The sequence below is a fragment of the Massilia sp. TWP1-3-3 genome (assembly GCF_049897805.1).
GTDB lineage: Bacteria > Pseudomonadota > Gammaproteobacteria > Burkholderiales > Burkholderiaceae_D > Telluria_A.
Map to the genome: position 1 here is coordinate 110,383 of NZ_JAFCWX010000013.1, position 26,351 is coordinate 136,733.

Genomic DNA, 26,351 nt, shown 5'->3' on the forward strand with positions numbered 1-26,351 from the left:
CTCGGCGTTGTGCTTTCGCCACCCACGCGAGCTTGTCCGTGAAAAAATTTTTTGATCAAGCCGGATGGCCCGGCCCGCCGCGCTTACCAGCTCAGGTTCATCGAAACCTGGTCCATGCGCATGGCCATCGTGCCCTTCATAAAGACTGGCTCGACGAGATCGACCTGGCCGCTATTGTCGACCTGCATGGTCGCTTGGGTGGTATCGGGACTGGGGAAGATTGTCACCACATTGAGCGAACCATCTGCGCGCTTGCCCAGCACCATCACGATATGGTCGATATCCTTTTTTTGATATTGAAACGTGTCGGCCACCGGATTGGGATTGCCGGCCGTGCGCACCGCGCCGGCCCGCATGTCGGTCACGCGCTCGATCACGAGCGGCTTGGGGTGCGGTACCTTCAGCTTTTTCTTGGGATCGTTGATGAATCGATCGACTTGGTCGACAGCGGTCTTGGAAAATACACCGACCGTTCCCGGATCGCCCAGCGGCTTGCTGCGCAGCAGCGCCAGCGCGCTTCGGCCGGCGCTGGAGCGCAAGGCGGCGCACAGATGCATGGCCATCGATTCGGAGTCTTCGAACATGGTGTGCTTTTCACTGCCCGCAATCCGCGTGACCTTCTGGCGGATAACGTTCGCGACATAACTGACCTTCGCTTCACCGCCCTTGCTGACGCGTTTCCAGTCGCCATTGGGCTGGGTGGGAGCTGCCACGGAAAAACGCCCGTTCAGGGTTTTGACGCGTGAAGGGATATCGCCCACGTCTTCATCAACCACCATGAAGGACGGCAAGTCTGGAGCGAGACCCGTGACGTTTTTCTTGGTTATTGCGTCGCTGCGCGTCATGACCGGGTCCAGGCGGGTGATGGGAGTAATCCCGGGCACCTCTGCTTGGGCCGAGCGCAAATCGTATTTGCTGCGCGTGCTATTGGGCGCCGGGAGGGCGCTGCGCCGCACGTCGAGGTGGAAGCAGTTGCTGGGCGGACTGCCGACGCCGTCCCACATCGGTACCACTACGGGCTGCACCCGCGCCGCGGTGGTCATATGCGCTTCTTCGTAGTGATTCCTGCTCAGGTCGTTGTTCAGTACAAAAGCAGGAATCTTGCCCACCGCAAAGCCGTCGCGCAGATGCATGTGCGCGTGACTGACTGTCGGAATCTTTTCCTGATCTGCAAGTATGGCGACGGCTTCGGAAATGCTCAGCGTGCCACTGATGTTTTTAAGAAGGACCTCAAATACTTTCATCGCTGACTCCTGAGAGAAGATGAAGGAAGGCGGCCGTTGCGCCTGGTCTGCAAGATCGTGGGAAGTGTACACGCGTAAATACATTTCCGGCAAGATTTATCCGAAACCATCCCGGCCATGGCGTTCAGGCACGCGACCAGGCACCTGGAGTGCTCGCCCGCGCATCGTGTCGCCATCCTTGCTCGCCCTCAGAGTTTGAAGCGGCTCTCCGGCAAGCCCCGCACGCCACGCAGCTTTGCGCTGAACAGCGCGCCATCGTGTAGCGCCGGCTCGCTCATCCCCACGCGGGCGCTCGTCACATACAGGACATCGCCGTCGGGACCGCCAATGGCCACGCAACTCGGCTGCAAGGCGGGCGACTCGACCACGCGCTCGATGTTGCCGTCCGGCGCGTAACGCACTACCCGGCTGGCGCCCCATTGCGCATTCCACAAGTGGCCGTCGGCGTCGATGCACGAGCCATCCGGCTCGCCCGCGTTGCCTTCGAGTTCGGCAAACACGCGCTCGTTACCGATCGCGCCAGTGACAACGTCGTAATCGCAGCAGCGAATCGTCCGGTCCGGCGAATTGCAGTAGTACATGGTGGCGCCGTCCGGACTGAAACAGATGCTGTTGGCAATGGCGCAGCCCGGCAGCGGCAGGCGCTCGAGCTGCAGGTCGGCGCCGAGGCGGTAGTAAGCGCCAATGGCCGCGCGCGGCTGCACCGTATTGAAGGTGCCGAACACAAAACGGCCCTGGCGGTCGCAGCGGCCATCATTCAGACGCGTGGTCAAGCCTGCCTCGACCGCGCAGATGGGCGTCACGGCGCCGGTCGAGAAATCGAAAAACGCCAGTTGCGACGCCAGGCCCAGCAGCAGCCTGTCATCATTGCCCGTCAGCGCGAACGAGGCTAGCGGTTCGGGCATCGGCCAGGTGCTGGTCGTGCCCGTGGCCGGGTGGTGCGCATACAGCGTGGCGCCCAGGATGTCGGTCCACAACACCCGCTCGCTGCGCTCGCACCACAGCACGCACTCGCCAAGTTGATTCTCGACGTCGACCATTAACTCAAGCATTGTTACTCCACTGAAAATCTGTATTTGGACACGGTTGCATATTCTTCTCCCGGGCGCAAAATTGTGTTGGGGAAGGACGGTTGATTGGGCGAATCCGGAAAGTGCTGCGGTTCAAGGCAAAAGCCGCTGCGAAAACCATAGTTGCGGCCTTTGCCGGTCAGCTTGCCGTCGAGGAAATTGCCGCTATAAAACTGGACGCCCGGTTCTTCGGTCAGCAATTCGAGCACCCGGCCCGATACCGGTTCGCGCACGCGCGCGGCCAGGGTGAGGCGGTCGATGCCAGCCTTGTTCAATACAAAATTGTGATCGTAACCGCTGCCGTTGCGCAGTTGTTCATCGTCTTCTCCCACCCGCGCGCCGATCAGGCGGGGGGCGCGGAAGTCGAAGGCTGTGCCTTCCACGGGCGCAATCTCGCCAGTGGGAACCAGCGCGCGATCGATGGGCGTAAAGCTATCGGCGGCAATCGTCAACTCGTGCGCCAGGATATCGCCCTCCCCGGCCAGGTTGAAGTACGAGTGCTGCGTCAAGTTCACGGGCGTGGCCTTGTCGGTCACGGCATCGAAATGCATCACCAGTTCGTTGGCGCTGTTGAGCTCGTAAATGACGACGACATCGAGCGTGCCGGGATAGCCCTGCTCGCCATCCGGGCTGCGGTAGCTCAGCGTCAGGCCGACCGAATCGCCCTCCTGGAACGGCAAAGCATTCCACAGCACCTTGTGGTAGCCATCGTGCCCGCCGTGCAAGTGATTGGTGCCATTGTTGACGGGCAGTTGCCACAGCTTGCCGTCGAGCGTGAAGCGGCCGTCGCGAATCCGGTTGCCATAGCGTCCGATCAGCGCGCCGAAATAAGGCGAATCGTCGATATACGGTTCCACGCTGTCGAAGCCGAGCACGATGTCGGCATGGTTGCCTGCGCGGTCGGGCGTATGGATGGCGGTGATGATGCCGCCGAAGTCGGTGATCTTGACGACCAGCCCGTTGGGGTTGGTCAGCGTATAGAGTGTGGCGGCGCGGCCGTCGGGCAACATCCCGAACGGCGCTGTATGGATGCTGGCTTGCAAATTAGTCCTCGTTGATGTGGTCCCCGCCGTTCAGGCCAACGACGGCGTGCCGAACAGCGGCATGCCATCCTTGTCCCAGCGTAGCGGCTTGACATAGGTGTGGCGGTCGGGATTCCATAGGGGATCCCCGACAATCTCGGTATAGGTGCGCGCGTGGTAGACCAGCATCACCGTTTCGCCATCGTCGCCCACGGTAAAGCTGTTGTGGCCGGGTCCGTAGACACCGTGCTCGTAGCAGGTCGACAGCACCGGTTCCTTCAGTTTGGTCCAGGCGGCCGGGTCGAGCACGTCAGCTTCGGCGTCGGCCCACAGCAAGCCCATCGCATAATTTTCATCGGTGGCACTGGCCGAATAGCTGATGAAAATCTTGCCGTTGCGCTGCATGACGGATGGGCCCTCGTTGACCCAAAAGCCACGGATTTCCCAGTCGAATTCGGGTTTGCTCAGCAAGACAGGCGGCCCGCCCAGTTGCCACGGCGTGGCCATGGGGGCGATATACAGGTTCGAATTGCCTTCGATCGCTTCATCCTTTTGGGCCCACAGGTAGTACAGCTTGCCCTGGTGGGTGAAAGTGGTGGCGTCCAGGCAAAAGCTATCGATGCCAGTATCGATCTGGCCCATGAACTCCCACTCCCCGACCAAGGGATTGGGGTTGCTGTTGCGAACGGCGTACATCCGGTGCTGAAACAATTTGTTCTTGATCTCGCGGCTAGGCGCGGCCGCAAAATACACGTACCACGCGCCATCGTTGTAATGAAGTTCTGGCGCCCACAGCAATTCGCTATACGGGCCGGACTCTGGCTTATGCCATATATCGACAGCTTTCTCGGTCGCAAGTTCCGCAATTGTGCGGGCGCGACGCAATTCAATCCGATTATATTCCGGGACCGAGGCCGTGAAATAATAATAGCCGTCGGTGTGGCGATAAATATGGGGATCGGCGCGTTGCTCGATCAGGGGGGGCAGTTTTTGCATGTGTTTAGATCGCTGCGTAGCCACGGATTTTCATATCGGCCTTTACTTGGCCGTAATAGTCATCGCTGATGCGGTACTTGAACATCAGCAGCCCCATGATGAGGTGAAAGAAGCCAGGAATGATGGTCAGCATCAGGGCAATGCCGGTCAGCGCCAGCGGCGACTGGGCCACGTTGGGCTGGTAATTGAAAAACGTCAGCAACACGCCGACCAGCGCGCCGGCCACGGCCATGCCCGCCTTCTGGCACACGGAAATACCGCCAAAGGCAAAGCCGGACACTCGCTTGCCAGTCTTGAGCTGGCCGTAATCGATGGTTTCGGCAATGGCCGACCAGAACACCGGTGCGTGCAAGTCCACGACAAACGACAGCACAAAGTAAAGCACGAAGGCCAGTGCAATGTCGCCCGGCTTGACGGCGTAATAGATCAGCACGCTGATGGCAGCGACGGCGATCTGGGTGTTGCGAAACAGCTTGACCTTGCAATACGACTTGGTGATCCAGGTCGAGGCGACCATCGACAGGATCGCGGCAACTACGCCGGTCGTCAGGAAGGCAGACACGACGGCCGTATCGCCGCCCAGGTAATACTTGGCGTAATAAATGGCGACCGAGCCGCGCACCACGTAGCCCACAGTGCCGCTAATGCACACGCCGCACAGCACCAGCCATTGGTCGTTGCGCATGAGCAGCTTGAATTGTTCGGACAGCGATTGCTTTTCAACGACGTGCACCACACGCTCGGTGGTCGTGAAAACGCAAAACAAAAAGAGCGCCACGCCCATCACCGCCATCACGGCCATGGCCGCCTGGTAACCGGTCGCAGGATTGCCATTGCCCCATTTTGCCGCCAAGATCGGCACAATGATGGTGACCATGAAAGCGCCGATCTTGGCAAAGAACAGGCGGTAACCGTTGGCCGAGAGGCGCTCCTTGGGGTCCGCCGTCAAGCCGCTGATCAACGAGATGTACGGAATGCCCACGCCCGCCGTCATGATGGTCATCAGGATATAAGTGGAGTACGCCCAGACCAGCTTGGCGCTGTAAGCCCAGTCCGGCGTGGTGAACACAAAAAAGACACTGATGCCGTAGGGAATGGCCAGCGCCAGCAGCCACGGCCGATAGCGGCCCATGCGCGAACTGAAGCGATCGGTCATCTGCCCCATCGCCAGGTCGGCCACCGCGCCGATCACTTTGACAATGACGAACAGCAAGGCCAAGTCTTGCGTGCGCAAGCCGTAAATATCCGTGTAAAAAAACGTGATGATCAGCATCATCGACGAAATGACGACGTTCAGGGCCATGTCGCCCGCGCCGAACCCGACCTTTTCCAGCGTGGATAATTTTTGGGTGTTCATCGTGAACCTTGTGCGGCGCGTGCCCGGGACTGAGCGGCGCAAGAGAAATAGGTCATGGCCGCGAACGGGCCAGTGGGCTTGGTATTCATGCGTCTCCTAAGTATTCTTTTTATGTAATCTTTTGGCATTTGCATGCTCTAAAAACATATTATGGAAACGCGAGAAATCAATCCAATCAATTTTTTGACGTTTTCGATATCGTTTTTGATATCGAGATCAGCATGGTTTGCCATCCCTCGTATGCATCAAATTGCGCGCTGACCGTCTTGCAGCGCTCAGCAAGACGCCTCGAGGCCAGCAAGGCGCGCAAGTGCGCCGTCAGCTTCGTTGTCGTAAGGCGCGCTCTGGTCAGGCCAAGTCCAACGCCGAGTCCGCTTACCCGTTCTGCATTATCGAATTGATCGTAGGCAAGCGCCACGATCAATTGAGGAATTCCTGCACGCAATGCTTCCGCTGTTGTTCCGATACCACCGTGATGGATCAGCGCGGCCGCGTGGGGCAGTATTTTGCGCAGCGGCAGGTAGGACTGCCACAGCACGCCCGGCGGCAAGTGGGCAGCAACCTGGTCGCGGTGCGGCGTGAGGAAGATGGCGCGCTTGCCGAGCGCGCGCGCCGCCGCCAGGGCATGGCCAAAGTAAGCGTCGGCCTGGCGGTTGGCGGTGCCAGGCGTAAATACCAGTGGCGCCTCGCCTGCCGCTAAAAATTGCGCCAGCTCTAGCGTGAACTCGGCCCCGGGGTCGGGGTCAAACAGTGCGAAGTCGCCGCAGCACAGCGGTTGCGGCCAGTCAGGCTTGGGTTCGCCAAACCAGGGAGGGAAAAGCGTCACCGACAAATCCGGTCCATCGTGCAGCAGGTCGAGCAAGCTCTTTGCCGGGGCCACGCCGGCGGCGGCGCGGTCAGCGTTAATGTCCGGCATGACCACCGGGTCAATCAGGTGCGCACCGATCTGCCGCCACAGCCAGCGCCGCGCCGCAAGTGGCACCCAGCGCGGCACGCGCAGCGGCCCCAGCAGCAGCGGATCGTACACCGTTGGTATGTTTGACGGTGCCAGGTAGCCCAGCACAACGCGCAGGTCGGGCCGCAGTGCGCGGCACAGCAGCGCCTCGTGCAGCGCCAGCGGATGGGTGACAATGACGCACGGCTCATCCTCGGGCAAGGCAGCGACAATGTCGCCCAGTTCGCGCAGGCCCGGGCGCACCGCGCGCCAGACCACGCCAAAGCCGCGCGTGGGATGCCAGACGTCCGGGTCGTCGAGTACGGCCGGATCGGCAAAGGTGCCGTGAAACGGCAGGCCGGCCTGCTGCACGGTCTGTGCGTGCAATTGTGGGCCGACAAAAGTAATCGCATGGCCGGCGTCGCGCAGACCGAGGGCCAGCTTAAGGAATGGAAACAGGTCCCCGGCCGAGCCGGTCGTGACGACGACCGCGTGCGAGGTCAAGATGGCGCAGCGGGGGTTGAAGGAGCCGTTGAAGGGAGCGTCGAAGGCAGCGGTAATCCCCCCGCCAGCGAAGCGGGCAAGCTCAGGCGTTTCCAGTAGAGTTTGGTGCCGGTCAGACCGCCGTGCGGCTTGAGCGCGTAGTCGGGAATTTCCCCGGCGAAGGTAAAGCCGAAGCGTTCATACAGGGGCGCGGCGCCGCCTTCGGTCGCCGTATCGAGTACCAGCAGCGTTTTGGCCAGGCGCACGGCGCACGCCTCGACGTGCGTCATCAGCCTGGCGGCAATACCGCGGCCACGGTACGCGGGGCGCGTCATCAGTTTGCCGATCTCGGCGCGGTGCGGCTGGTTGGGCGGACAGTCGACGATCAACGTCACGGTGCCGGCCAGCACATCGCCATCCCATGCGCCCAGCACCACCCGCTCGCCCCGCCCGGCCGCCGCGAGCGCATGCTCCCAGAACGCACCCGCGGCCTCGGGCGCGAGCGGCGCCATGAAGCTCACCGAGCCGCCGTCCGCCACCACTTCCACCAGCAGCGTGGTCAGTTGGCCCAACGTATCCCGGCAAGCATTCAGGGAATGAATCGCAATTTCCATCTTCTAGCTCCGGGCGAGGACGACAACATACTGACAGGGAAGTTCCGTTTCATTAACGAAGGTTACCCCAGAAGGCGGCCCAAAAGGAAGGCAATCGCCGGCGGCCAGTACTTGGCGCGCGCCATCTTCAATAATGACCAGTTCGCCCACCTGCACCCAGACCGCTTGCCGGATGTGAACATACGACGACGCCGGCAGCACGATTGTCTGGCGCGCAGGCAGGGCGACCTGCACAATTTCCAGTGGATGGTCGGCGCGGGCCAGTACCTGGCGTCGCTCGTAGCCCGTGGCGGGGTCGCGCCACAAGATCTGGTCGGCGGCGCGAGAAACGCGGCTGGCACTGCCGTCGCCTTCGGCGCGCAGCAGCAAGCCTGCCAACGTCAGGTCGAACGCTGCCGCCAGGCGCACCAGGATCACGGCGGTGGGACTGACTTCTTCGCGTTCAATCTTGCTGATCGTGGCCTTCGAGACGCCCGCCCGCTCCGCCAATTGCGCCAGCGACCAGCCGCGCGCATCGCGCTCGAGCCGGATGCGCTCGGCGATCTGACGGCCTGTTTCATCGACTGTTTCATCTACAATTTGATTCATTCGTCCATTATAATGGATTTTCTGCCGCAATGGCAACGGTCGGACGCTCCCCGATCTGCTGGGGCCACATGGCGTAATACAAACCGCGCAGCGCGACCAGGTCGTCATGGGTGCCCTGCTCCACGATGCGACCTTTTTCCAGCACGAAAATCGTGTTCGCATGCATCACCGTCGACAAGCGGTGCGCGATCAGGATCGTGATCTGGCTCTTGCGCGCCGAAATGCTGCGCACGGTGCTCGTGACTTGTTCTTCGGTCAGCGAATCAAGGGCCGACGTGGCTTCGTCGAAAATGAGCAGCGGCGGCTTGCGGATCAGCGCGCGCGCAATCGACAGGCACTGGCACTCGCCGCCAGACAGCTTCATGCCCATTTCACCGATGACCGTGTCCAGGCCTTCGGGCGACTTGTCGAGCAAATAGGCGCAGGCCGCCTGTTGCATCGCCGCGATGATCTCGGCGTCAAGCGCATCCGGCTTCACAAAACTGATGTTTTCGCGAATCGTCCCGGCGAACAAGTTGCGAAACGATTCCGTGATGAAGCCGGAATTGCGATTGGTCTCGCGCATGATCGAACGCTGCTGCCCCTTGATTTCGCGGCTGAGCATGCCGGTCAGTCCGCCCATGACCAGCACCCCGACCAGGAATACCGGCACCAGCAGCTATTCCTGCACGGCCTTGGCCAGGCGCGAGAGCACCGCCACCAGCACCGCCAGGCCCAGCAAACGCAGCACGCCATGCACGAGCACGTCGTCGCTCTTGTTGCCGCGCCCGATCGCGTAGTTGTCGATGATATTACCGAAAATGATAGGGTCAACCAGCGCCAGCACCTGACTCGCGCACGCGAGCAACAAGGCGAGCACACCAAGGCGCCAATGCGGCCGTAAATAGGTCCAGAGAATGTGCATGTCGCCGCCGCAGAAATAATGTGTCTGAAATTTTCTTGATGTTATCAAATAACTTTCCCATCCATCACACGCGACGGCGCAAGTGTTAACATGGCAAAGTTGCCCTTTTCCGGAGTTTGCATGTCTTCAACCCAAGCATTTTCGCCTGACGAATGGTCCTTCCTCTCCACGCTGCTCGCACTGGTCGCCGAGCAATTTTCGTACAAGTCGTGCAGCAACTATCCGCTCGACGCAACGGCCGAGAACAAGGCACTGGCCGCGGCCGTCATTGAACGCGCGGGCCTGTCCGGCGACTGGGGCGACGAAGACGCCAGCTGGGAAGACTACGTGGCCGACGTCATGGCGCAAGAAGACCAGATCGTCACCTTCATGGACTGGGTGGCGGCCCATCTTGCCGCCCGCTGCCGCCAGGTGGCCGACGGTACCGGCCAGATAATGACGGGCGCTGAACAAGCGGCCATGGCCGACCTGCTCGGCGTGGCGCTCGACGACCATGACGAAGCCGAAGCAATCGGCATCGTCCCCTACGCGATCGACGTGGACGCGAACAACCGCGCCGTGCTGGCGCACGTCTCGCCCGAGGCGACACGAGCGCCGGAACAAGCGGCGAGCGTGCCGCTCAAAGCCGTACTCATTCATTTTGCGCAGCGCGCCGCAGCGGCGTAACGCGCTCCAACCAGGATATTCATCATGCCCCATTCGATCCTTCGCACCTCGCTGCGCCTGTCCGTCATTGCCGCCGCCCTGCTGGCCGGCGCCGTGCACGCGGCCCCCGCTCCCGCCACGCCAGAGCCGCTTGCCAGCACCCCCGCACCAGCCAAAAAACAGCTCGACCAGCTGGCCGCCGCGTTCTACCACGAGCGCTCCAGCTTTGACCCCATGTACGCCACCGCCAACGGGGACGGGCGTTACAACGACCAGATCGGCATGATGATCTCGCCCAAGCGCCGCGCGGCCCACTTCGCGGCCTACCGCAAGCTGCAACAGCAGCTCGCAGCCCTGCCGCGCCAGCGCCTCTCGCCCGCCGACGCGCTCACCTACGACATGCTGGCCTTTGAATTTGACAGCGGCCTGGCGCTGGCGAGCTTTCCCGAACACCTGCTGCCGCTCAATCACTTTGAGCACATCCCCGGCCTCTTGGCCAATTACGCCAGCGGCACGGCGTCGCAGCCGCTGGCCACCGTCAAGCAGCAGTACGACTACCTGGCGCGGCTCAATGCGCTGCCGGCGTGGATCGACCAGGCGATCGTCAACATGAAGGAAGGCGTGCGCACCGGGGTGGTTCAACCGCGGCCCATCATCGCGGCGATGCTGCCCCAGTTCAAGCAGCTGCGCAGCGACACGCTTGAGGCGAGCATCTACTATTCGCCCGTGAGGAACTTCCCGGCCTCGTTCTCAAGCGCGGACAAGCAAAAGCTCACCGCCGCCTACCGCGCCACCGTCGCCAACAAGCTGATGCCCGCGCTCGACCGCCTGGCGCGCTACCTCGAAAACGCGTACCTGCCGGCCGGACGCACCAGCACCGGCCTGTCCGCGCTGCCCAATGGCGCCGCCTGGTACCAGGCCCTGGTCAAGGACCGCACCACGCTCTCGCTCACGCCCGACCAGATCCACGCCAACGGCTTGCGGGAAGTGGCGCGCATCGAGCAGGAATGGGTGACGCTCGGCCCCAAGCTGGGCTACACGGGCGCGCCGAACCTGCTGGCGCAGTGGGTCACGGCGCAGCCCAAATTCAAGTCCTTCACGACCGAAGCCGAGGTACTCGACGCCTACCGCGCGATCGACGCCAAGGTCAAGACGCGCCTGCCGGCGATGTTCTCGCTGCTGCCCAAGGCGCAGATCGAACTGCAGCTCGAACCGGAACTGACGCGCGCCAGCGCGTCGGACCACTACACGCCGCCGGCGGCCGACGGCTCGCATCCGGGCGTGTTCTGGGCGGTGGTCAACGACCCCAAGGCGTACAGCCGCACCGGCATGGTCACGCTGTTTTTGCATGAAGGCCAGCCCGGCCACCACTTGCATGCAGCGCTGCTCAAGGAACTGGACTTGCCCGACTTTCGCAAGTTCAACAGCGAAAACCTGAACATCGCGGCCTACACCGAAGGCTGGGCGCTGTACGCCGAAACGCTGGGCCACGAAATGGGATTGTTCGACGACCCGGAAGCGTATTTCGGCCACCTGAACGCGGAGCTGATGCGCGCCGTACGGCTGGTGGTCGACACCGGCATCCACGCCAAAGGCTGGACGCGCGAGCAAGCCATCGCCTACATGGCCAAGGAGCTTGGCTGGAGCGAGGCGCGCGCCAGGAACCAGATCGAACGCTACATGGTCTGGCCAGCGCAGGCGCTGTCGTACAAGAGCGGCTCGCTCAAGATCCTCGAGCTGCGCGCGCGCGCCCGCAGCGCATTGGGCGAAAAATTCACGCTGACCAAATTCCATGAAGTTGTGCTGGGCGACGGCACCTTGCCGCTATCGATACTCGAGCGGCGCGTGGACGCGTGGATCGCTTCGGCGAAGTAAGTGCCTGGCCGCCGTGCCAAGGTGCGCTCAGGTGCCAGGCACCGCATTGGCGCACGGCGTGCCATTCACGTAGCAGGCCAGGTTGCCCAAGGTGGTCTGGGCGATCTCGCGCATCGCCTCCACGGTAAAAAATCCCTGGTGCCCGGTCACGAGTACATTGGGAAACGTGAGCAGGCGCTGGAATACATCGTCGCCGATGATCTCGGCCGAGTGATCGTGGAAGAACAGTTCGCTTTCCTGTTCATACACGTCGATGGCCAGGCTGCCCAACTGGCGCGACTTGAGCGCGTCGATCACGGCGCAGGTATCGATCAGGGCGCCGCGCGAGGTATTGACCAGCATCGCGCCCGGCTTCATGACGCTCAATGCCGCAGCATCGATCATGTGCAGCGTTGACGCCATTAACGGGCAGTGCAGCGAGACGATGTCGGAGCGCGGCAGCAACGCTGCCAGCGGCGTCAGCTCGCCCATGGCGGCAAACTCCGGCGGCGGGGCAGGGTCGCTCCCCAGCACATGGCACCCGAAGCCCTTGAATATGCGCACGGCCGCCATGCCGATTTTCCCCAGTCCCACCACGCCGACCGTCTTGCCATGCAGGTTGCTGCCCAACAGACCATCGAGCGCGAAGTTGCCTTCCCTGATGCGCGCGTGGGCGCGGTGGGTGTTGCGGTTCAAGGTGAGAATGAGCGCCAGAGTGTGCTCGGCGACCGCCTCGGGCGAATACGCCGGCACGCGCGCAACGAACAGGCCAAGCCTGGCCGCGGCCGCGATATCGAGATTGTTAAAGCCGGCGCAGCGCAGCAGCACGGCGCGCACGCCCAGCCGCGCCAGCGCGTCGAGAACCGGCGCGTCCAGCACATCGTTGACGAACACGCATACAGCCTGGCAGCCATGCGCCAGCACGGTCGCGTTGAGCGAGAGCGCCTCGGTGAAATACACCAGCTCGATGGCGCCGTGCTTGCTGCTCTCGGCGTCAAGAAAACGCCGGTCGTACGGCTGGGCGCTAAAGACGGCGATTTTCACGGCGCTTCCTCAAGCGTCAGGCGGGCCGCACGGGCGTGCTTGCCGCGTCGCCGACCACGGTGTTCCATTGCCGCACGCGGTAGGCCGTCACCAAACCATGCGTGACATACGGATCAGCCTTGGCGAAACGCTGCGCCGCATCGGACGAGTCGCCCTGGAACACCAGCAGCGCCCCATCGGCAGGATCGGACAGCGCGCCGGCCAGCAGCAGCTCGCCCCGTTCCTGCGCCGCCCACGCCAGCGCCAGGTGCTCGTCGCGCCACTCGCCGCGGCGTTCCAGGTAGTCGGCGGCCAGATCATAAGACAATAGATAATGCATGCAAATTCCTGAAAATATTATTTGCGCAGCACGACAGTGCCGGCCAAAAAATCGTGCAAGGCGCGCCGCTTGTCATTTGCCAGCACCGTGATCAGGTTGCCCCATACCCAAACCTGCATCAGGGCGCCGACCCAGAAAATGTACGGCGATTGCTCACTGAGCGCCACCGAGCGTTCAGTATACGACAGCGCCGCGTAGTCCGCCTCGGACATGCCCATCGCCGCACTGAGCGTCATGGCCGCCGACGCCAGGCCAAACACCCACAGCACGCTGTAGCGCAGCGCGGCCTCTTTCAAGGTCGCGGGGGAGCCGTCGAGCTTGGCAATGCGCAAGCCAACCAGCATTTTCCCGGGCGAGCCGCCGTGCTTGACCACCATGTACACATGCATGGTCAGGGTCAATATCTGTACCGGCACCAGCAAGTACAGCTGGAACAAGCGCGTTTCGCCGCCGAAGAAAAAGTTCAGGCCCATCAACGGCAGCGCGATCAAAAAATCGATCAGCGCCGCGCCGACCCGGTCCCAAAAACGGGAATAGCGCTGGCCGCTATCCTTGGCGTACTGCTCGGAAGGGGTCAGACCGCCCAGGGAGGATTGGGGCGGCGAATACGGATCGGTTTGGGACATGCGGTTCTCAATCTACATTGTGAAGTGAAGATTTATTATAAATTGAGCAACGCTGTAAAGCTAGAAATAAAGCCAGCGAACCCTACAAAAACCGGTCCAGTATCAGCCGCGTCTTTTTATCGATCGTATACATATCGCGAATCAGAAAATTGATCCCGTGATTGTCCGACACCAGCAGCGACGTGGCGCCGATGCGGCGAATGTCTTCTTCGCCCTTGAGCGTAAATTCAGTGTCGCCGCGGTCGGTTGCCACATACCAGGTGCATGGCGTGGCAAAGCTGCTCACGTCCTTGACGCTCAAAATCTCGGGCATGAATTCGCGCCCTTCCAGTTCATCCATCACCAGCTCGCGCACCTGCAGCGGCAGGCCGGCAATGTCGTCGATCCAGCCAACTTCCTTGCCGTCGCCCAGCACCATCGAAATACCCTTGTCCGGCGACTGGATCGGGAACGCGCGCACCGGCGAGACGCCCTCGTGCACCTCGCCCTCGTGCGTGGTCAAAACCAGTTTGCCGAAGCTGTTGCGGCTCAGTTGAAATTGCGTGCTTGCCATGGCTTAGTCCCCGTCCTTGTCATCCATGTCGGTGTCGACATTGCGCGCCTGCGCTTCGTACAGGCGGAAGTAGGCGCCTTCGCGCGCCATCAATTCATCATGACTGCCCTCTTCCATCACCACGCCACGCTCGAGCACCACCAGCCGGTCGGCGCGGTGCAGCGTCGAGAGGCGGTGCGCGATGGCGATCGTGGTGCGGCCCTGGACCAGGTTGTCGAGCGCCTTCTGGATCTCTTTCTCGGTTTCCGAGTCGACCGAGGACGTGGCCTCGTCCATGATCAGGATGCGCGGGTCGATCAGCAGCGCGCGCGCGATCGAGATGCGCTGGCGCTCGCCGCCCGACAAACCCTGCCCCCGTTCGCCCACCATCGAGTCGTAGCCGTGCGGCAGGCGCAGGATGAATTCGTGGGCATGCGCGGCGCGCGCCGAGGCGATGATGTCTTCACGCGAGGCGTCCGGCTTGCCGTAGGCGATGTTCTCGGCGATCGTCCCGAAGAACAGGAACGGCTCTTGCAGCACCAGGCCGATATTGCGGCGGTAGTCGGCAATGGCGAACGAGCGGATGTCCACGCCGTCGAGCAAAATCGCGCCTTCCGTCACGTCATAAAAGCGGCAGATCAGGTTCACCAGCGTGCTCTTGCCCGAGCCGCTGTGACCGACCAGGCCGACGAATTCACCGGCCTTGATATTGAGCGTGATGCCGCGGTTGACAGCCCGGTTGCCGTACCTGAAACCGACTTCGCGCAGGTCGATGCGCCCTTCGATTTTATCCAGGCTGACCGGGTTGGCCGGTTCCGGCACGCTCGATACATGGTCCAGGATATCAAAAATACGCTTGGTCGCCGATGCCGTTTTCTGCGTGACCGACACGATCCGGCTCATCGAATCGAGCCTGCCGTAAAAGCGCGCGCTGTAGGTAATGAACAAGGTCAGCGTGCCGACCGAGATCTGCCCGCGCGACACCTGCCAGATGCCAAACACCCACACCACCAACAGACCGAGTTCGGTCAGGAACGACACCGTCGGCGAGAAAATCGACCACACTTTATTGAGCTTGTCATTGGCCGCCAGGTTGTGCCGGTTGGCCTCGCGAAAACGGGCCGCCTCGCGCTTTTCCTGGGCAAATGCCTTGACCACCCGCACGCCGGGAATAGTATCGGCCAGCACGTTGGTCACTTCGCCCCACACGCGATCGATCTTTTCAAAGCCCGTGCGCAGGCGGTCGCGCACGATGTGGATGGTCCAGGCGATGAAAGGCAGGGGCCCCAGGGTGATCAGGGCCAGCATCGCGTCTTCGCGCACCAGGATGATGCCGGTGATGATGATCATCAGGACGTCGGAGGCAAAATCGAGCAGGTGCAGCGACAGGTACACGCAAATGCGGTCGCTGCCGCTGCCGATGCGCGACATCAGGTCGCCGGTGCGTTTGCCGCCGAAAAACTCGAGCGAGAGCTTCATCAAATGCTCGTATGTAGCCGAGCGCAGGTCGGCGCCCATGCGCTCGGAGATCAAGGCCAGCACATAGGTCTTCCACCAGCCCAGCACATAGGCAAGCAAGGCGGCGCCGAGCAGGCCCGTCATGTACAGCCACACCAGGCTGGTGTCGACCGCCTTTTTGTTCTGGAACGGGATCAGCACGTTGTCCATCAGCGGCTTGGTCAGGTACGGCGGGATCATGTGCGCGCAGGTACTGGCCAGCATCAGGAAAAAGCCCAGCGCCAGTTCGCCCCGGTACGGCTTGGCAAAGCGCCACAGCCGAAACAGCGTCCAGGTGGACGGCGGCGTGTACAGCACCTTGGTGCAGATCGGGCACTCGTCCTGGTCCGGCTCCAGCGGCGCCTTGCAGCTCGGGCAGATATTGTGTTCGGCGCCCAGCACCGGCTGGCCACTCAGGTGGCTTTCCAACTGCTCGCGGAAATGGTCCATCACGCGGATCGCGTGCAGGTTCTGGCCCAGCGTAAAACGCCAGGCGCCCAGGCGCCCCTGCTCGTCGAACAGTTCCAGGTGGCCCACGCCCGCATGGTCATGATGGCGCAGCACCAGGCCGGGCCGGTAGCTAAAGCTGCGCCACGCATTGTCTTCCGGCGCGCGCACCAGCAAACGGCGCCCAGTCACCGCGACCATGCCTTTTTTGAAACGCAGGCGCGCATCCAGGTCAACCTCGACGCCCGCCAGAACGTTTTCCCCGGTGGCAAGTTGTTTCTCTACCTCACCTTGCCACGCGCCAGGTAATGAAATTGCCGGGGCGGCAAATATCGGTTGAGAAGGAAGTTGTGTAGAAGTCATTGTAGAGGGAAAAGTAAGCCGGGTTCTCGATAGAGGTTTCGAAGAATCGAGACTGGCAGAAATCGGTTTGGCGCGGTAAGCTTCGGTAGGGCAAGTATACAACATGATAGGCTGCAATTTGGCCTCGCCAGGATCGCCAGGCGTTTTCAACGCCTGGCCTGGTACTCAGCAATTATGCAAGAAACGATGAAATGACAAAGAAAAGAGCAATCGATTTTCTCCGCGTAACGCACCTGCGTGGGCCGAACATCTGGACCTATCGCCCCGTGATCGAAGCGTGGCTCGATATCGGTGCGCTTGAAGAGTTCCCATCGAACACCCTGCCCGGCCTGTACGAACGCTTGCTGGCCTGGCTTCCCGGCCTGGTCGAGCACCGCTGCGGCGTGGGCGAACGCGGCGGCTTTCTGGAGCGCCTGCGCGAAGGCACCTGGTCCGGCCACATCCTCGAGCATGTCGTGCTCGAACTGCAAAACCTGGCGGGCATGCGCACCGGCTTTGGCAAAACCCGTTCCACCGGCCAGGTCGGCGTCTACAAGATGGCTTTTCGCACCCGCCAGGAACAGGTCGGCCTGGCCGCGCTGGACACCGGGCGCGCCCTGCTGATGGCCGCCATCGACGACACGCCCTTTGACCTGGCCGCGGCGGTTGCCGCCCTCAAGGACATCGTCGACGAACACTGCCTCGGGCCCTCCACCGCGCACATCGTGGAAGCGGCCACGGAGCGCAAGATACCCCACATTCGTCTCACCGACGGCAACCTGGTGCAGCTTGGCCATGGCGCCGCGCAGCGCCGCATCTGGACCGCCGAAACCGACCGCACCAGCGCGATCGCCGAGAGCATCGCCAGCGACAAGGACTTGACCAAATCGCTGCTGCAGTCGTGCGGCGTGCCGGTGCCGGAAGGCGCGCTGGTCAAAAGCGCAGCCGAGGCCTGGGAAGAAGCGCAGGACATCGGCCTGCCGGTCGTGGTCAAACCATACGACGGCAATCACGGGCGCGGCGTCTCGCTCAACCTGATGACCCAGGCCGACGTTGAAGCGGCCTATCACCTGGCCAGCCGCAAGGGCGACAGCGAAAGCGTGCTGGTCGAGCGCTACATCACCGGCGACGAGCATCGCCTGCTGATCGTCGGCACCCAGCTCGTGGCCGCCGCCAAGGGCGAGTCGCTGTGGGTCACCGGCGACGGCGTTGCCAACGTTATCGCCCTGGTCGACAGCCAGATCAACACCGACCCGCGCCGCGGCACCGGCGAAGACTCGCCGCTCAATGCGCTGGCGCCTGAAAACGGCGCCGAAATCATCCTCGAACTTGAACGCCAGGGCATGACGGCGTACTCGGTCCCGCTGGCCGGCCAGAAGGTGCTGATCCAGCCCAACGGCAACGTCGCCTTTGACGTCACCGACAAGGTCCATCCATCGGTGGCGCACGCCGCCGCGCTGGCTGCGCGCGTGGTCGGCCTCGATATCGCCGGCGTCGACCTGGTGTGCGAAGACATATCGCGTCCGCTCGACGAGCAGCGCGGCGCCATCATTGAAGTGAACGCCAGCCCGGGCCTGCTGGCCCACCTGAAACCGGCCGACGGGCACGCGCGCCCGGTTGGCACAGCCATCGTCAATCACCTGTTCGGCGCCCTTGAGACTGGCCGCATTCCGATTGTCGGCGTGACCGGCTCCAAAGGCGCGAGCCTGGTTGCCAGGCTGGTCGGCTGCCTGCTGCACCTGACCGGCAAGCATACTGGCGTGGTCAGCTCCGAAGGGTTGTTCCTCGACCAGCGCCTGGTCTCCGGCGCCAATGCCGTCACCTGGGAGGCGGGCCAGCGCCTGCTGATCAACCGCACCGTGCAAGCTGCCGTTTTCGAGAGCAATGCACGCATGATCCTGACCGACGGCCTGGCCTACGACAAGTGCGCCGTCGGCGTGGTCACGGACATGGACGGCCATGAGGGATTGGGCGAGTTCCACATCAACGGCCTTGATGCCATGGCCAACGTAGTGCGCACGCAGGTGGACGTCATCCTACCCGACGGCGTGGCGGTGCTCAACGCGGCCAACCCGGCGGTGGCGGAGTTGGCCGAGCTGTGCGACGGCGAAGTGATTTTTTACGGGCTCGATCCGTCGCAGGACGTCATTGCCAACCATCTGGCGGCCGGCAAGCGCGCCGTCGTCATGCGCGGCGGGAAAATCGTGATGGCCGAAGGCAGCATGGAAAATACCTTCTTGAGCGTGGCCGCCCTCAAGGCCGGTGCCGGCGACGACCCGGAAAGCCTGCTCGCCGCCGTCGCCGCAACCTGGGCCCTGGGTCTGCCGGCCGACCTGATAGGCGCGGGCCTGCGAGCATTCGATCCACGGCCCAAACGGCCGACGCATTGATCACGACTAACTGACAGCGACTCATTGATAACAGCGCGCACGGCCACTATCGCCGTGCGTTGCGCCCTACCCTCTTAGGATGAACGGTTTATGGAAGTATCTCGCATACGCGCCCTGCGTGGTCCCAATCTCTGGAGCCACCACACGTCGGTCGAAGCGATCGTCACCTGCACGCCGATCGAGAGCTGCGTCGGCAACATGCCCGGTTTCGAGGCGCGCCTGCGCGCCCTGTTCCCTGAAATGAGCCCGTTCCAGCCCACTGGCCACGACGACAAGATCCCGATGGCGCACGTGCTCGAACTGGCCGCGCTCGGCCTGCAGGCGCAGGCCGGCTGTCCCGTCACCTTCAGCCGCACCACCGCCACGCTGGAAGAAGGCGTGTACCAGGTTGTCGTTGAATACTCCGAAGAAGAAGTCGGCCGCCTGGCCATGGTGCTGGCGAGCGAACTGTGCGCCGCCGCCGCGCTGGACGCCGCCTTCGACTTGCCCGCCGCCTTGCTCGCCTTGCGCGAGCTGGACGAAGACGTGCGCCTGGGTCCTTCGACCGGCGCCATCGTGCAGGCCGCCGTGGCGCGCAATATCCCGTTTCGGCGCCTGACCCAGGGCAGCCTGGTGATGTTCGGCTGGGGCAGCCGCCAGCGCAAGATCCAGGCGGCCGAAATCGACAGCACGGGCGCGATTGCCGAAGCCATCGCGCAGGACAAGGAGCTGACCAAAAAGCTGCTGCATGCGGCCGGCGTGCCGGTGCCGATGGGTCGCGTGGTGGCCGACCAGGACGACGCCTGGGCTGCGGCCCAGGAAATCGGCCTGCCGGTCGTGATCAAGCCGAAGGACGGCAACCAGGGCAAGGGCGTGACGGTCAACATCACCACCCGCGAACAGCTCGACGCCGGCTACCTGGCCGCGGCCGAATTTCGCGACGATATTCTGGTCGAGCGCTATTTGCCCGGCAATGACTTCCGCCTGCTCGTGATCGGCAACAAGCTCGTTGCCGCCGCGCGGCGCGACCCGCCGATCGTGGTCGGCGACGGCGTGCACAGCGTGCGTGAACTGGTCGAACTGGTCAACCTCGATCCGCGCCGCGGCAACGGGCACGCCACGCCGCTGACCAAGATCCGCTTCGACGACATTGCGCTGGCCAGCCTGGCCAACCAGGGTTACATGGCCGAATCGGTCCCGTCCAAGGGCCAGCGCGTCATTTTGCGCAATAACGCCAACCTGTCGACCGGGGGCGCGGCCACCGACGTCACCGACGACGTGCATCCGGAAGTGGCGGCACGCGCAATTGCCGCCGCCCACATGGTGGGGCTGGACATTTGCGGCGTCGACCTGGTGTGCGACAGCGTATTGAAACCGATCGAAGAACAGAACGGCGGCATCGTTGAAGTGAACGCCGCGCCGGGCCTGCGCATGCACCTGTCGCCCTCGTTCGGCAAGGGCCGCGCGGTGGGCGAGGCGATCGTCGCGTCGCTGTTCGGGGACGACGACGACGGCCGCATCCCGGTGGTGGCCGTCACCGGCACCAACGGCAAGACCACCACCGTGCGCCTGATCGCCCACCTGCTCACCGCCGGCGGCCTGCGCACCGGCATGACCAATACCGACGGCGTGTACATCGAAGGCCGGCGCATCGACAGCGGCGACTGCAGCGGCCCGCGCAGCGCGCGCAATGTGCTGCTCCATCCGGACGTCGACGCCGCCGTCTTTGAAACGGCGCGCGGCGGCATGCTGCGCGAAGGACTGGCCTTTGACCGCTGCCAGGTGGCGGTGGTGACCAACATCGGCTCGGGCGACCACCTGGGACTGAACTACATCACCACGCTGGAAGACCTGGCCGTGCTCAAGCGCGTGATCGTGCAAAACGTGGCCGTAGGCGGCACGGCGGTGCTCAATGCCGCCGACCCTATCGTCGCGGCCATGGCGCACAACTGCCGCGGCAGCGTCACCTTCTTTGCGCTCGACGTCGAGCACCCCGTCATGTCCACCCACCGCGCCCAGGGGCAGCGCGTGGTGTACGTCGAAGACGGCATGCTCGTGGCCTCCCAGGGCAAGACCCGCCACAGCGTCGCGCTGGCCGACATTCCCGTCACCCGCGGCGGGGCGATCGGCTTCCAGGTCGAGAACGTGATGGCCTCGGTCGCTGCCGCGTGGGCGGTCGGCACCGCGTGGGAGCGCATCTGCGCCGGCCTGCAATCGTTCATGGGCGAGAGCGACAATGCGCCTGGCCGCTTCAATGTGTTCAACTATCGCGGCGCAACCGTGATCGCCGACTACGGGCACAATCCGGATGCGATTCTGGCCCTGGTTGGCGCGGTGGAGAACATGCCGGCCAAGCGCCGCTCGGTCGTCATCAGCGGCGCCGGCGACCGGCGCGACATCGACATCACGCAGCAGACCGAGATCCTGGGCGCCGCGTTCGACGACGTGCTGCTGTACCAGGACCAGTGCCAGCGCGGACGGGCCGACGGTGAAGTGGTCGGCCTGCTGCGGCGCGGCTTGAGCGGCGCCCGGCGCACCACCCATATCGACGAGATCAACGGCGAATTTTTGGCCATCGACACGGCGCTCGCGCGCCTGGGCGAAGGCGACCTGTGCCTGATCCTGATCGACCAGGTCGAGGAAGCGCTGGCCCATATCGCCCGGCGCGTCGCGGAAAACTGACCGGCCGGGGCTGCAATTGCCGCCATTGTGCATGGAGTGCGCAATGGCGGCAATTGCCCGCAGTCCATCGTGCTTCTCTCGAAACCGGGTTGGCGGAATCGACGTTCCCCCAGGGAAATCCGTATCCCATCGATCACTTGCTGGACGCCCGCTTTTTCCCCTGACCGAACGTTAGCCAATCAGGTGTCGCAGGCGCTCTACGGACACGACCTCGATACAGCGATACCCCAGCTCGATCATCCCTTCGTCAGCGAGCAAGCGCAATTGCGTCGACAAAGTCTGGCGCGTCATCCCCAGCATCATCGCCAATCCTTCCTGCGACACCGGCACGCGCGCACGCGGACCGGGCGACAGCGCCGCGTCGCCCCGGGCCAGCAACAGCAAGCGGCGCGCCACGCGGGCGCGCGTCGAGCGCAGCGTCGCGTCTTCCACGATGCCGTATAAAAGCCGGATGCGCGCTGCCAGCAGCGCGGCGATGGCACCCGCAAAATCGGCGCGCTGCATCAGCGTGTCGAACACACTGCGCGGCAGCAGCAGCGCCTCCACCTTGCCAACGGCCGTGGCGTCATGGGTGCGCGGCTGCTTGTCGATCAGCGAAATCTCGCCGAACCAGACGCCCGCTTCGATCACCGCCAGAATCGCCTCCTTGCCGTCTTCGCGCAGCGTGGACATCTTGAGCGTGCCGGCAACCAGGGCATACAAACCGGACGCCGCATCGCCCTGGCGAAACAGCATCTCCCCGCGCCGCAGGCGGACCGGCTCGGCCTGACCGACCATGTGCGCGCGCACCTCGACCGGCAGCGAGGCGAACCACGGGTTGACCGACAAGGCGGCCAGCAAGGCCGGGCAATCGTGCATGACTATCTCACCAATTGTAAAAATTTTGACAGTTTCCATTGTAGTCCCGCGCTATCGTCTACGACAACAACACAAGGAGACACGCACATGAATATCCCTTCCCTCAAGGACGTCGTCAGCGCCGACGAGTGGCAGACCCGCATCGACCTGGCCGCCTGCTACCGGCTGGTGGCCATGTACGGCTGGAGCGACCTGGTGTTCACCCACATCAGCGCCCGCGTTCCCGGCCCCGAGCACCACTTCCTGATCAACCCTTACGGCTTGATGTTCGATGAGATCACCGCCTCGTCGCTGGTCAAGGTCGACCAGCAGTGCAACAAGGTGATCGACTCGCCGTTCCCGGTGAACCCGGCCGGCTTCGTGATCCACAGCGCAGTGCACCAAGCGCGCGCTGACGCGCAGTGCGTGATCCACACGCATACGCGCGCCGGGGTGGCGGTGAGCGCGCAAAAGTGCGGCGTTCTGCCCATTTCGCAGCAGTCCACCTTCGTGCTCGCGTCGCTCGCCTATCACGGCTATGAGGGCGTGGCCTTTCGCGACGACGAAAAGCCGCGCCTGCAGGCCGACCTGGGACAGGCCACGTTCATGGTGCTGCGCAATCACGGCTTGCTGGTGGCCAGCCGCAGCATCCCTGACGCCTTTCTCTCGATGTACACGTTTGAAGCGGCCTGCCAAATCCAGCTCGCCGCGCAGGCCGGGGGCGAACTGATCGAAGTCGATCCGCGCATCGTGCTGGGCGTGGGCGAAGCAATGCGGGTGCAGACGGGCGGCATGGGCGGCGCCTTTGCCTGGCCGGCGCTGATGCGCAAACTCGACAAGCTCGATCCGGGCTATGCCGCTTGAGCGGACCAGCTGCAGGCGGGCGCAGGCGCGTGCAGGCAAAAAGGTTAACATTGCCGATTAATTAAAAAGCAACTACACTGGGGCCGCCTACATCTCGAGAAACGCCGCACGCATGATGGACCACGCATGACACATCCCGACGAGTCGGACCGCAGGCCGATCACTGTGCGCAGCGCCAACTGGGCGCAAGGGCTGGCCCGCTCGCTGGCCGGCATGGGCATCACCCCCAACCAGATTTCGGTCCTGAGCATTGTTTTTGCCGCACTGGGCGCGGGGGCCTTGTACCTGGGCGGCTGGTACCTGATCGGCGCGGCGCTGTGCATCCAGGGCCGGCTGCTGTGCAATCTGTTTGACGGCATGGTCGCCGTTGAACACAAGCAGGCCACCGCGCTCGGACCGGTCTACAACGAGTTTCCCGACCGGATTGCCGACTCGCTGCTGCTGGTGGCGGCCGGCTATGCGTGCGTCAGGCCCGAACTGGGCTGGCTGGCCGCCCTGGCCGCCGCGTTGACCGCGTACGTGCGGGTGTATGGCGCCTCGTGCGGACTCGGTCACGATTTTCGCGGGCCGATGGCCAAGCAGCACCGCATGGCGGTACTGACGGTCGCCTGCGTGGCCACGCCCTTGCTGCCGTTCGGGCTCATGCCGCTGGCCATTGCGATGGCGATCATCGCAGCACTCAGTCTGGTCACCTGCGCCACCCGCACGCTGGCGCTGTGCCGCCTGCTCCAGCAAAAGGACATGCCATGAACGCCTTTTACCGTATGCAGCGCGACGCGCTGCTGGGCTTGCAGCGGCTGATCGTCGGCGGCGCCGCCTTCTTTGACGTGCCGCCCGCGCATCCGTGCATCTTTTTTGCCAATCACACCAGCCACCTCGACACCACGGGCCTGCTGGCAGCGCTGCCGGGAACCATGCGCGAGCGCACGCGGCCGGTGGCGGGCGCCGACTACTGGGGCGCCTCGGCCACCCGCCGCTACATTGCGCACAAGCTGCTCAACGTCGTCATGGTCGACCGTGCCAAGGGCGGCGCCGACGCGCTCATTCCGCTGGCCGCCGCGCTCGACCGGCAGGACTCGCTGATTGTTTTCCCGGAAGGGACGCGCAACGCCGCCAAGCTGCCCAGCGCCTTCAAGTCCGGCCTGTATTACCTGACCAAAGAGCGCCCCACGCTGGCCCTGGTCCCGGTGTACCAGGAAAACCTGCACCGCGCGCTTCCCAAGGGCGCCCCGGTCCCGCTGCCGCTGCTGTGCCGCGCGCACTTCGGCGCGCCGATTTTCAATGACCGCGGCGAAGACAAGGAAACGTTTTTGATCCGCGCCAACCAGGCCGTGTGCGACCTGGCCGACACCTTCTGACAGCGGCGCATTGATGACACCCCAATTTCTCCTCACCGGTCGCATCCTGCTGGCGATCCTGGTCGCCGCGTCCCTGACCGGCTTCGTGCTGAAGCTGAAAAACCCGGCCAGCGACACCATCCATAACCTGAACGCGCGCATCAAGGCCTGGTGGGTCATGGTGTTCGTGCTGTTTTCCGCCTTTGTGCTGGGCCCTTACGCGACCATTGTCGTCTTCGGCTTCGCGTCGCTCATGGCGCTGCGCGAATTTCTCACGCTCACGCCGACGCGCAAGAGCGACTACTGGCCGCTGTTCATCGCTTTTTTCATTGCGCTGCCGGTGCAGTACTGGCTGCTGGCGATCAAATGGTATGGGCTGTTTTCGATCATGATCCCGGTCTACATCTTCTTCCTGATCTCGGCGGCCAGCGCCATGAGCCAGGACACCGACGACTTCTTGTCGCGCAATGCGCGCATCATTTTTGCGGTGATGATCTGCGTGTATGGCGTGAGCCACGCACCGGCGCTGCTGATGCTGGAGATTCCGAATTTTGAAGGGCACAATGCGCAGCTGCTGTTCTTCTTTACCTTCATTGTGCAGATCAGCGACGTGCTGCAGTACGTGTTTGGCAAACTGTTCGGCAAACACAAGATGGCGCCCAAGCTCAGCCCGGCCAAGACCTGGGAAGGCTTGATCGGCGGCGGCCTTGCCACCATGCTCATTGGCGGTGCGCTGGCGTTCGTCACGCCCTTCAATGCTTACGAAGCGGCCGGCATGTCGGCGCTGATCGTGATCTGCGGCGCCTTGGGCGGGCTGGTAATGTCGGGCGTGAAGCGCTCGCTCGGCGCCAAGGACTGGGGCACCGGCATTGCAGGACACGGCGGCTACATGGACCGGCTCGACTCGCTCGGCTTTGCCGCGCCCGTGTTCTTCCATATCGTGCGCTGGCACTGGACGCCGTAAGCGGGCCTGCCGGTGCCGACCATCATCACCCATGCCGCGATCCCGCTGGCCATCGGCCTGGGACTGGGCTCGAGCGTCGTTTCACGGCGCCTGCTGCTGGCCGGCGTGGCTGCGTCGATGCTGCCCGACGCCGACGTACTCGGGTTTCATCTGGGGGTCCCCTACGGTCACGCGCTCGGTCACCGCGGTGTTAGCCACGCCCTCGTGTCCGCCGTGCTGATGGGCTTGACGGCAGCGCTGGGTGCGCCCTGGATCAAGAGCACGCGCTTGAAGGCGTTCCTGTTCGTTGCCATCTGCATGGCATCGCACGGGGTACTCGACATGCTGACCGATGGCGGCAAAGGCGTCGCCCTTTTCTGGCCCTTCAGCGAGCAGCGCCACTTCTTTCCCTGGCGCCCGGTCGCAGTATCGCCCCTGGGGCTGGACCGGATCCTGAGCCGGCGCGGCCTCGAGGTTGCCTTGTCCGAACTGCGCTGGGTCTGGCTGCCCGCACTGACCGCCTGCGCGACCATGTACTTCGGGGTCAGACCACTTTTGCGAAATAGTTTTTTAATTGGGGTCAGACCTCAAGATCCTGGCAATTAAGTTCGTCGCAGCAACGATTGTGGCGTTTCGGACGCCTTTCGCCACTGCGGTTCCGCCCGCCCCCTCGGTTTATCAAAAAAAACACCGTGTTATTGCCACTTCACCGAGGTCTGACCCCAGTTTTGCAATTATTTTTAAATGGAGGTTTGACCCCGGTGTATTTACTCTCAGTCCTTATTGCCAAAGAGAAAATGT

Annotated in this window: 23 protein-coding genes and 1 pseudogene; 9 read left to right on the top strand and 15 right to left on the bottom strand. The window is 63.2% G+C overall.

Annotation, left to right across the window (positions count from 1 at the left end; translation table 11 throughout):
- Positions 1-83: 83 nt before the first annotated feature.
- From ACP7D4_RS15155 to ACP7D4_RS15195, 9 genes and pseudogenes are all read right to left on the bottom strand, one after another.
- Positions 84-1,316 (bottom strand): hypothetical protein, encoded by a 1,233-nt coding sequence (locus ACP7D4_RS15155; RefSeq protein WP_426209883.1) that lies wholly within the window; start codon positions 1,314-1,316, stop codon positions 84-86.
- Positions 1,317-1,432: 116 nt separating this feature from the next.
- A complete protein-coding gene (locus ACP7D4_RS15160) occupies positions 1,433-2,296 on the bottom strand; it encodes an SMP-30/gluconolactonase/LRE family protein (RefSeq protein WP_426104970.1) in 864 nt (287 codons plus the stop codon).
- Positions 2,297-2,298: 2 nt separating this feature from the next.
- Positions 2,299-3,357, bottom strand: coding sequence for an aldose epimerase family protein (locus tag ACP7D4_RS15165; protein ID WP_426209885.1), 1,059 nt, complete (start codon positions 3,355-3,357; stop codon positions 2,299-2,301).
- A gap of 30 nt (positions 3,358-3,387) precedes the next feature.
- On the bottom strand, positions 3,388-4,332 hold the full coding sequence (locus ACP7D4_RS15170) for a glycoside hydrolase family 43 protein (protein WP_426209886.1): 945 nt from the start codon (positions 4,330-4,332) through the stop codon (positions 3,388-3,390).
- Between the two features lie 4 nt (positions 4,333-4,336).
- On the bottom strand, positions 4,337-5,689 hold the full coding sequence (locus ACP7D4_RS15175) for an MFS transporter (protein WP_426104966.1): 1,353 nt from the start codon (positions 5,687-5,689) through the stop codon (positions 4,337-4,339).
- 175 nt (positions 5,690-5,864) lie between these two features.
- On the bottom strand, positions 5,865-7,127 hold the full coding sequence (locus ACP7D4_RS15180; RefSeq protein ID WP_426209888.1) for a glycosyltransferase: 1,263 nt from the start codon (positions 7,125-7,127) through the stop codon (positions 5,865-5,867).
- Positions 7,124-7,720: a GNAT family N-acetyltransferase gene (locus ACP7D4_RS15185; RefSeq protein WP_426104962.1), complete on the bottom strand. Its 597-nt coding sequence runs from the start codon at positions 7,718-7,720 to the stop codon at positions 7,124-7,126. The genes ACP7D4_RS15180 and ACP7D4_RS15185 overlap by 4 nt, the downstream gene beginning before the upstream one ends.
- A 3-nt stretch (positions 7,721-7,723) precedes the next feature.
- Positions 7,724-8,308 carry a helix-turn-helix domain-containing protein gene (locus ACP7D4_RS15190; protein ID WP_426209889.1) on the bottom strand — a complete coding sequence of 195 codons (585 nt, stop codon included), beginning with the start codon at positions 8,306-8,308 and terminating at the stop codon, positions 7,724-7,726.
- A gap of 7 nt (positions 8,309-8,315) precedes the next feature.
- Positions 8,316-9,212 (bottom strand): annotated as a pseudogene (locus ACP7D4_RS15195) (ATP-binding cassette domain-containing protein).
- Between the two features lie 120 nt (positions 9,213-9,332).
- Between ACP7D4_RS15195 and ACP7D4_RS15200 the strand changes: the two are divergent.
- Together ACP7D4_RS15200 and ACP7D4_RS15205 are read left to right on the top strand one after the other, a co-directional pair.
- A complete protein-coding gene (locus tag ACP7D4_RS15200; RefSeq protein WP_426209891.1) occupies positions 9,333-9,878 on the top strand; it encodes a hypothetical protein in 546 nt (181 codons plus the stop codon).
- Positions 9,879-9,902: 24 nt separating this feature from the next.
- The gene (locus ACP7D4_RS15205) at positions 9,903-11,732 is read left to right on the top strand and encodes a DUF885 domain-containing protein (RefSeq protein ID WP_426209893.1); all 1,830 of its coding nucleotides are present in this window, start codon (positions 9,903-9,905) and stop codon (positions 11,730-11,732) included.
- Positions 11,733-11,759: 27 nt separating this feature from the next.
- Here ACP7D4_RS15205 and ACP7D4_RS15210 read toward each other — a convergent pair whose 3' ends face one another.
- The 5 genes from ACP7D4_RS15210 to ACP7D4_RS15230 all read right to left on the bottom strand — a co-directional run bounded on the left by ACP7D4_RS15210 (position 11,760) and on the right by ACP7D4_RS15230 (position 16,539).
- Complete coding sequence (locus ACP7D4_RS15210) at positions 11,760-12,755, bottom strand: 2-hydroxyacid dehydrogenase (RefSeq protein ID WP_426105404.1); 996 nt, start codon at positions 12,753-12,755, stop codon at positions 11,760-11,762.
- A gap of 16 nt (positions 12,756-12,771) precedes the next feature.
- Complete coding sequence (locus ACP7D4_RS15215; RefSeq protein WP_426105405.1) at positions 12,772-13,074, bottom strand: YciI-like protein; 303 nt, start codon at positions 13,072-13,074, stop codon at positions 12,772-12,774.
- Between the two features lie 17 nt (positions 13,075-13,091).
- Positions 13,092-13,700: an RDD family protein gene (locus tag ACP7D4_RS15220; protein ID WP_426105407.1), complete on the bottom strand. Its 609-nt coding sequence runs from the start codon at positions 13,698-13,700 to the stop codon at positions 13,092-13,094.
- An 82-nt stretch (positions 13,701-13,782) separates the two neighbouring features.
- On the bottom strand, positions 13,783-14,253 hold the full coding sequence (locus tag ACP7D4_RS15225; RefSeq protein WP_426209895.1) for a DUF1854 domain-containing protein: 471 nt from the start codon (positions 14,251-14,253) through the stop codon (positions 13,783-13,785).
- 3 nt (positions 14,254-14,256) lie between these two features.
- The gene (locus ACP7D4_RS15230; RefSeq protein ID WP_426209897.1) at positions 14,257-16,539 is read right to left on the bottom strand and encodes an ABC transporter ATP-binding protein; all 2,283 of its coding nucleotides are present in this window, start codon (positions 16,537-16,539) and stop codon (positions 14,257-14,259) included.
- A gap of 191 nt (positions 16,540-16,730) precedes the next feature.
- Between ACP7D4_RS15230 and cphA (ACP7D4_RS15235) the strand changes: the two genes are divergently transcribed.
- A complete protein-coding gene (gene cphA, locus ACP7D4_RS15235) occupies positions 16,731-18,908 on the top strand; it encodes a cyanophycin synthetase (RefSeq protein ID WP_426209898.1) in 2,178 nt (725 codons plus the stop codon).
- Positions 18,909-18,998: 90 nt separating this feature from the next.
- The gene (gene cphA, locus ACP7D4_RS15240; RefSeq protein ID WP_426209899.1) at positions 18,999-21,569 is read left to right on the top strand and encodes a cyanophycin synthetase; all 2,571 of its coding nucleotides are present in this window, start codon (positions 18,999-19,001) and stop codon (positions 21,567-21,569) included.
- 171 nt (positions 21,570-21,740) lie between these two features.
- Here cphA (ACP7D4_RS15240) and ACP7D4_RS15245 read toward each other — a convergent pair whose 3' ends face one another.
- The gene (locus tag ACP7D4_RS15245; RefSeq protein WP_426209901.1) at positions 21,741-22,427 is read right to left on the bottom strand and encodes a Crp/Fnr family transcriptional regulator; all 687 of its coding nucleotides are present in this window, start codon (positions 22,425-22,427) and stop codon (positions 21,741-21,743) included.
- Between the two features lie 87 nt (positions 22,428-22,514).
- On the opposite strand from ACP7D4_RS15245, the gene ACP7D4_RS15250 reads away from it, so the two are divergent.
- The 5 genes from ACP7D4_RS15250 (at position 22,515) to ACP7D4_RS15270 (ending at position 26,156) form a co-directional block, all read left to right on the top strand.
- On the top strand, positions 22,515-23,270 hold the full coding sequence (locus ACP7D4_RS15250) for a class II aldolase/adducin family protein (protein WP_426209903.1): 756 nt from the start codon (positions 22,515-22,517) through the stop codon (positions 23,268-23,270).
- 126 nt (positions 23,271-23,396) lie between these two features.
- A complete protein-coding gene (locus ACP7D4_RS15255) occupies positions 23,397-24,020 on the top strand; it encodes a CDP-alcohol phosphatidyltransferase family protein (RefSeq protein WP_426105414.1) in 624 nt (207 codons plus the stop codon).
- Positions 24,017-24,628 carry a lysophospholipid acyltransferase family protein gene (locus ACP7D4_RS15260; RefSeq protein ID WP_426105415.1) on the top strand — a complete coding sequence of 204 codons (612 nt, stop codon included), beginning with the start codon at positions 24,017-24,019 and terminating at the stop codon, positions 24,626-24,628. Before ACP7D4_RS15255 ends, ACP7D4_RS15260 begins: the two co-directional genes overlap by 4 nt.
- A 13-nt stretch (positions 24,629-24,641) precedes the next feature.
- Complete coding sequence (locus ACP7D4_RS15265) at positions 24,642-25,571, top strand: phosphatidate cytidylyltransferase (protein ID WP_426209904.1); 930 nt, start codon at positions 24,642-24,644, stop codon at positions 25,569-25,571.
- A 12-nt stretch (positions 25,572-25,583) separates the two neighbouring features.
- Entirely contained in the window at positions 25,584-26,156 is a 573-nt protein-coding gene (locus ACP7D4_RS15270; RefSeq protein WP_426209906.1) for a metal-dependent hydrolase, read from the top strand.
- Positions 26,157-26,351 lie beyond the last annotated feature (195 nt).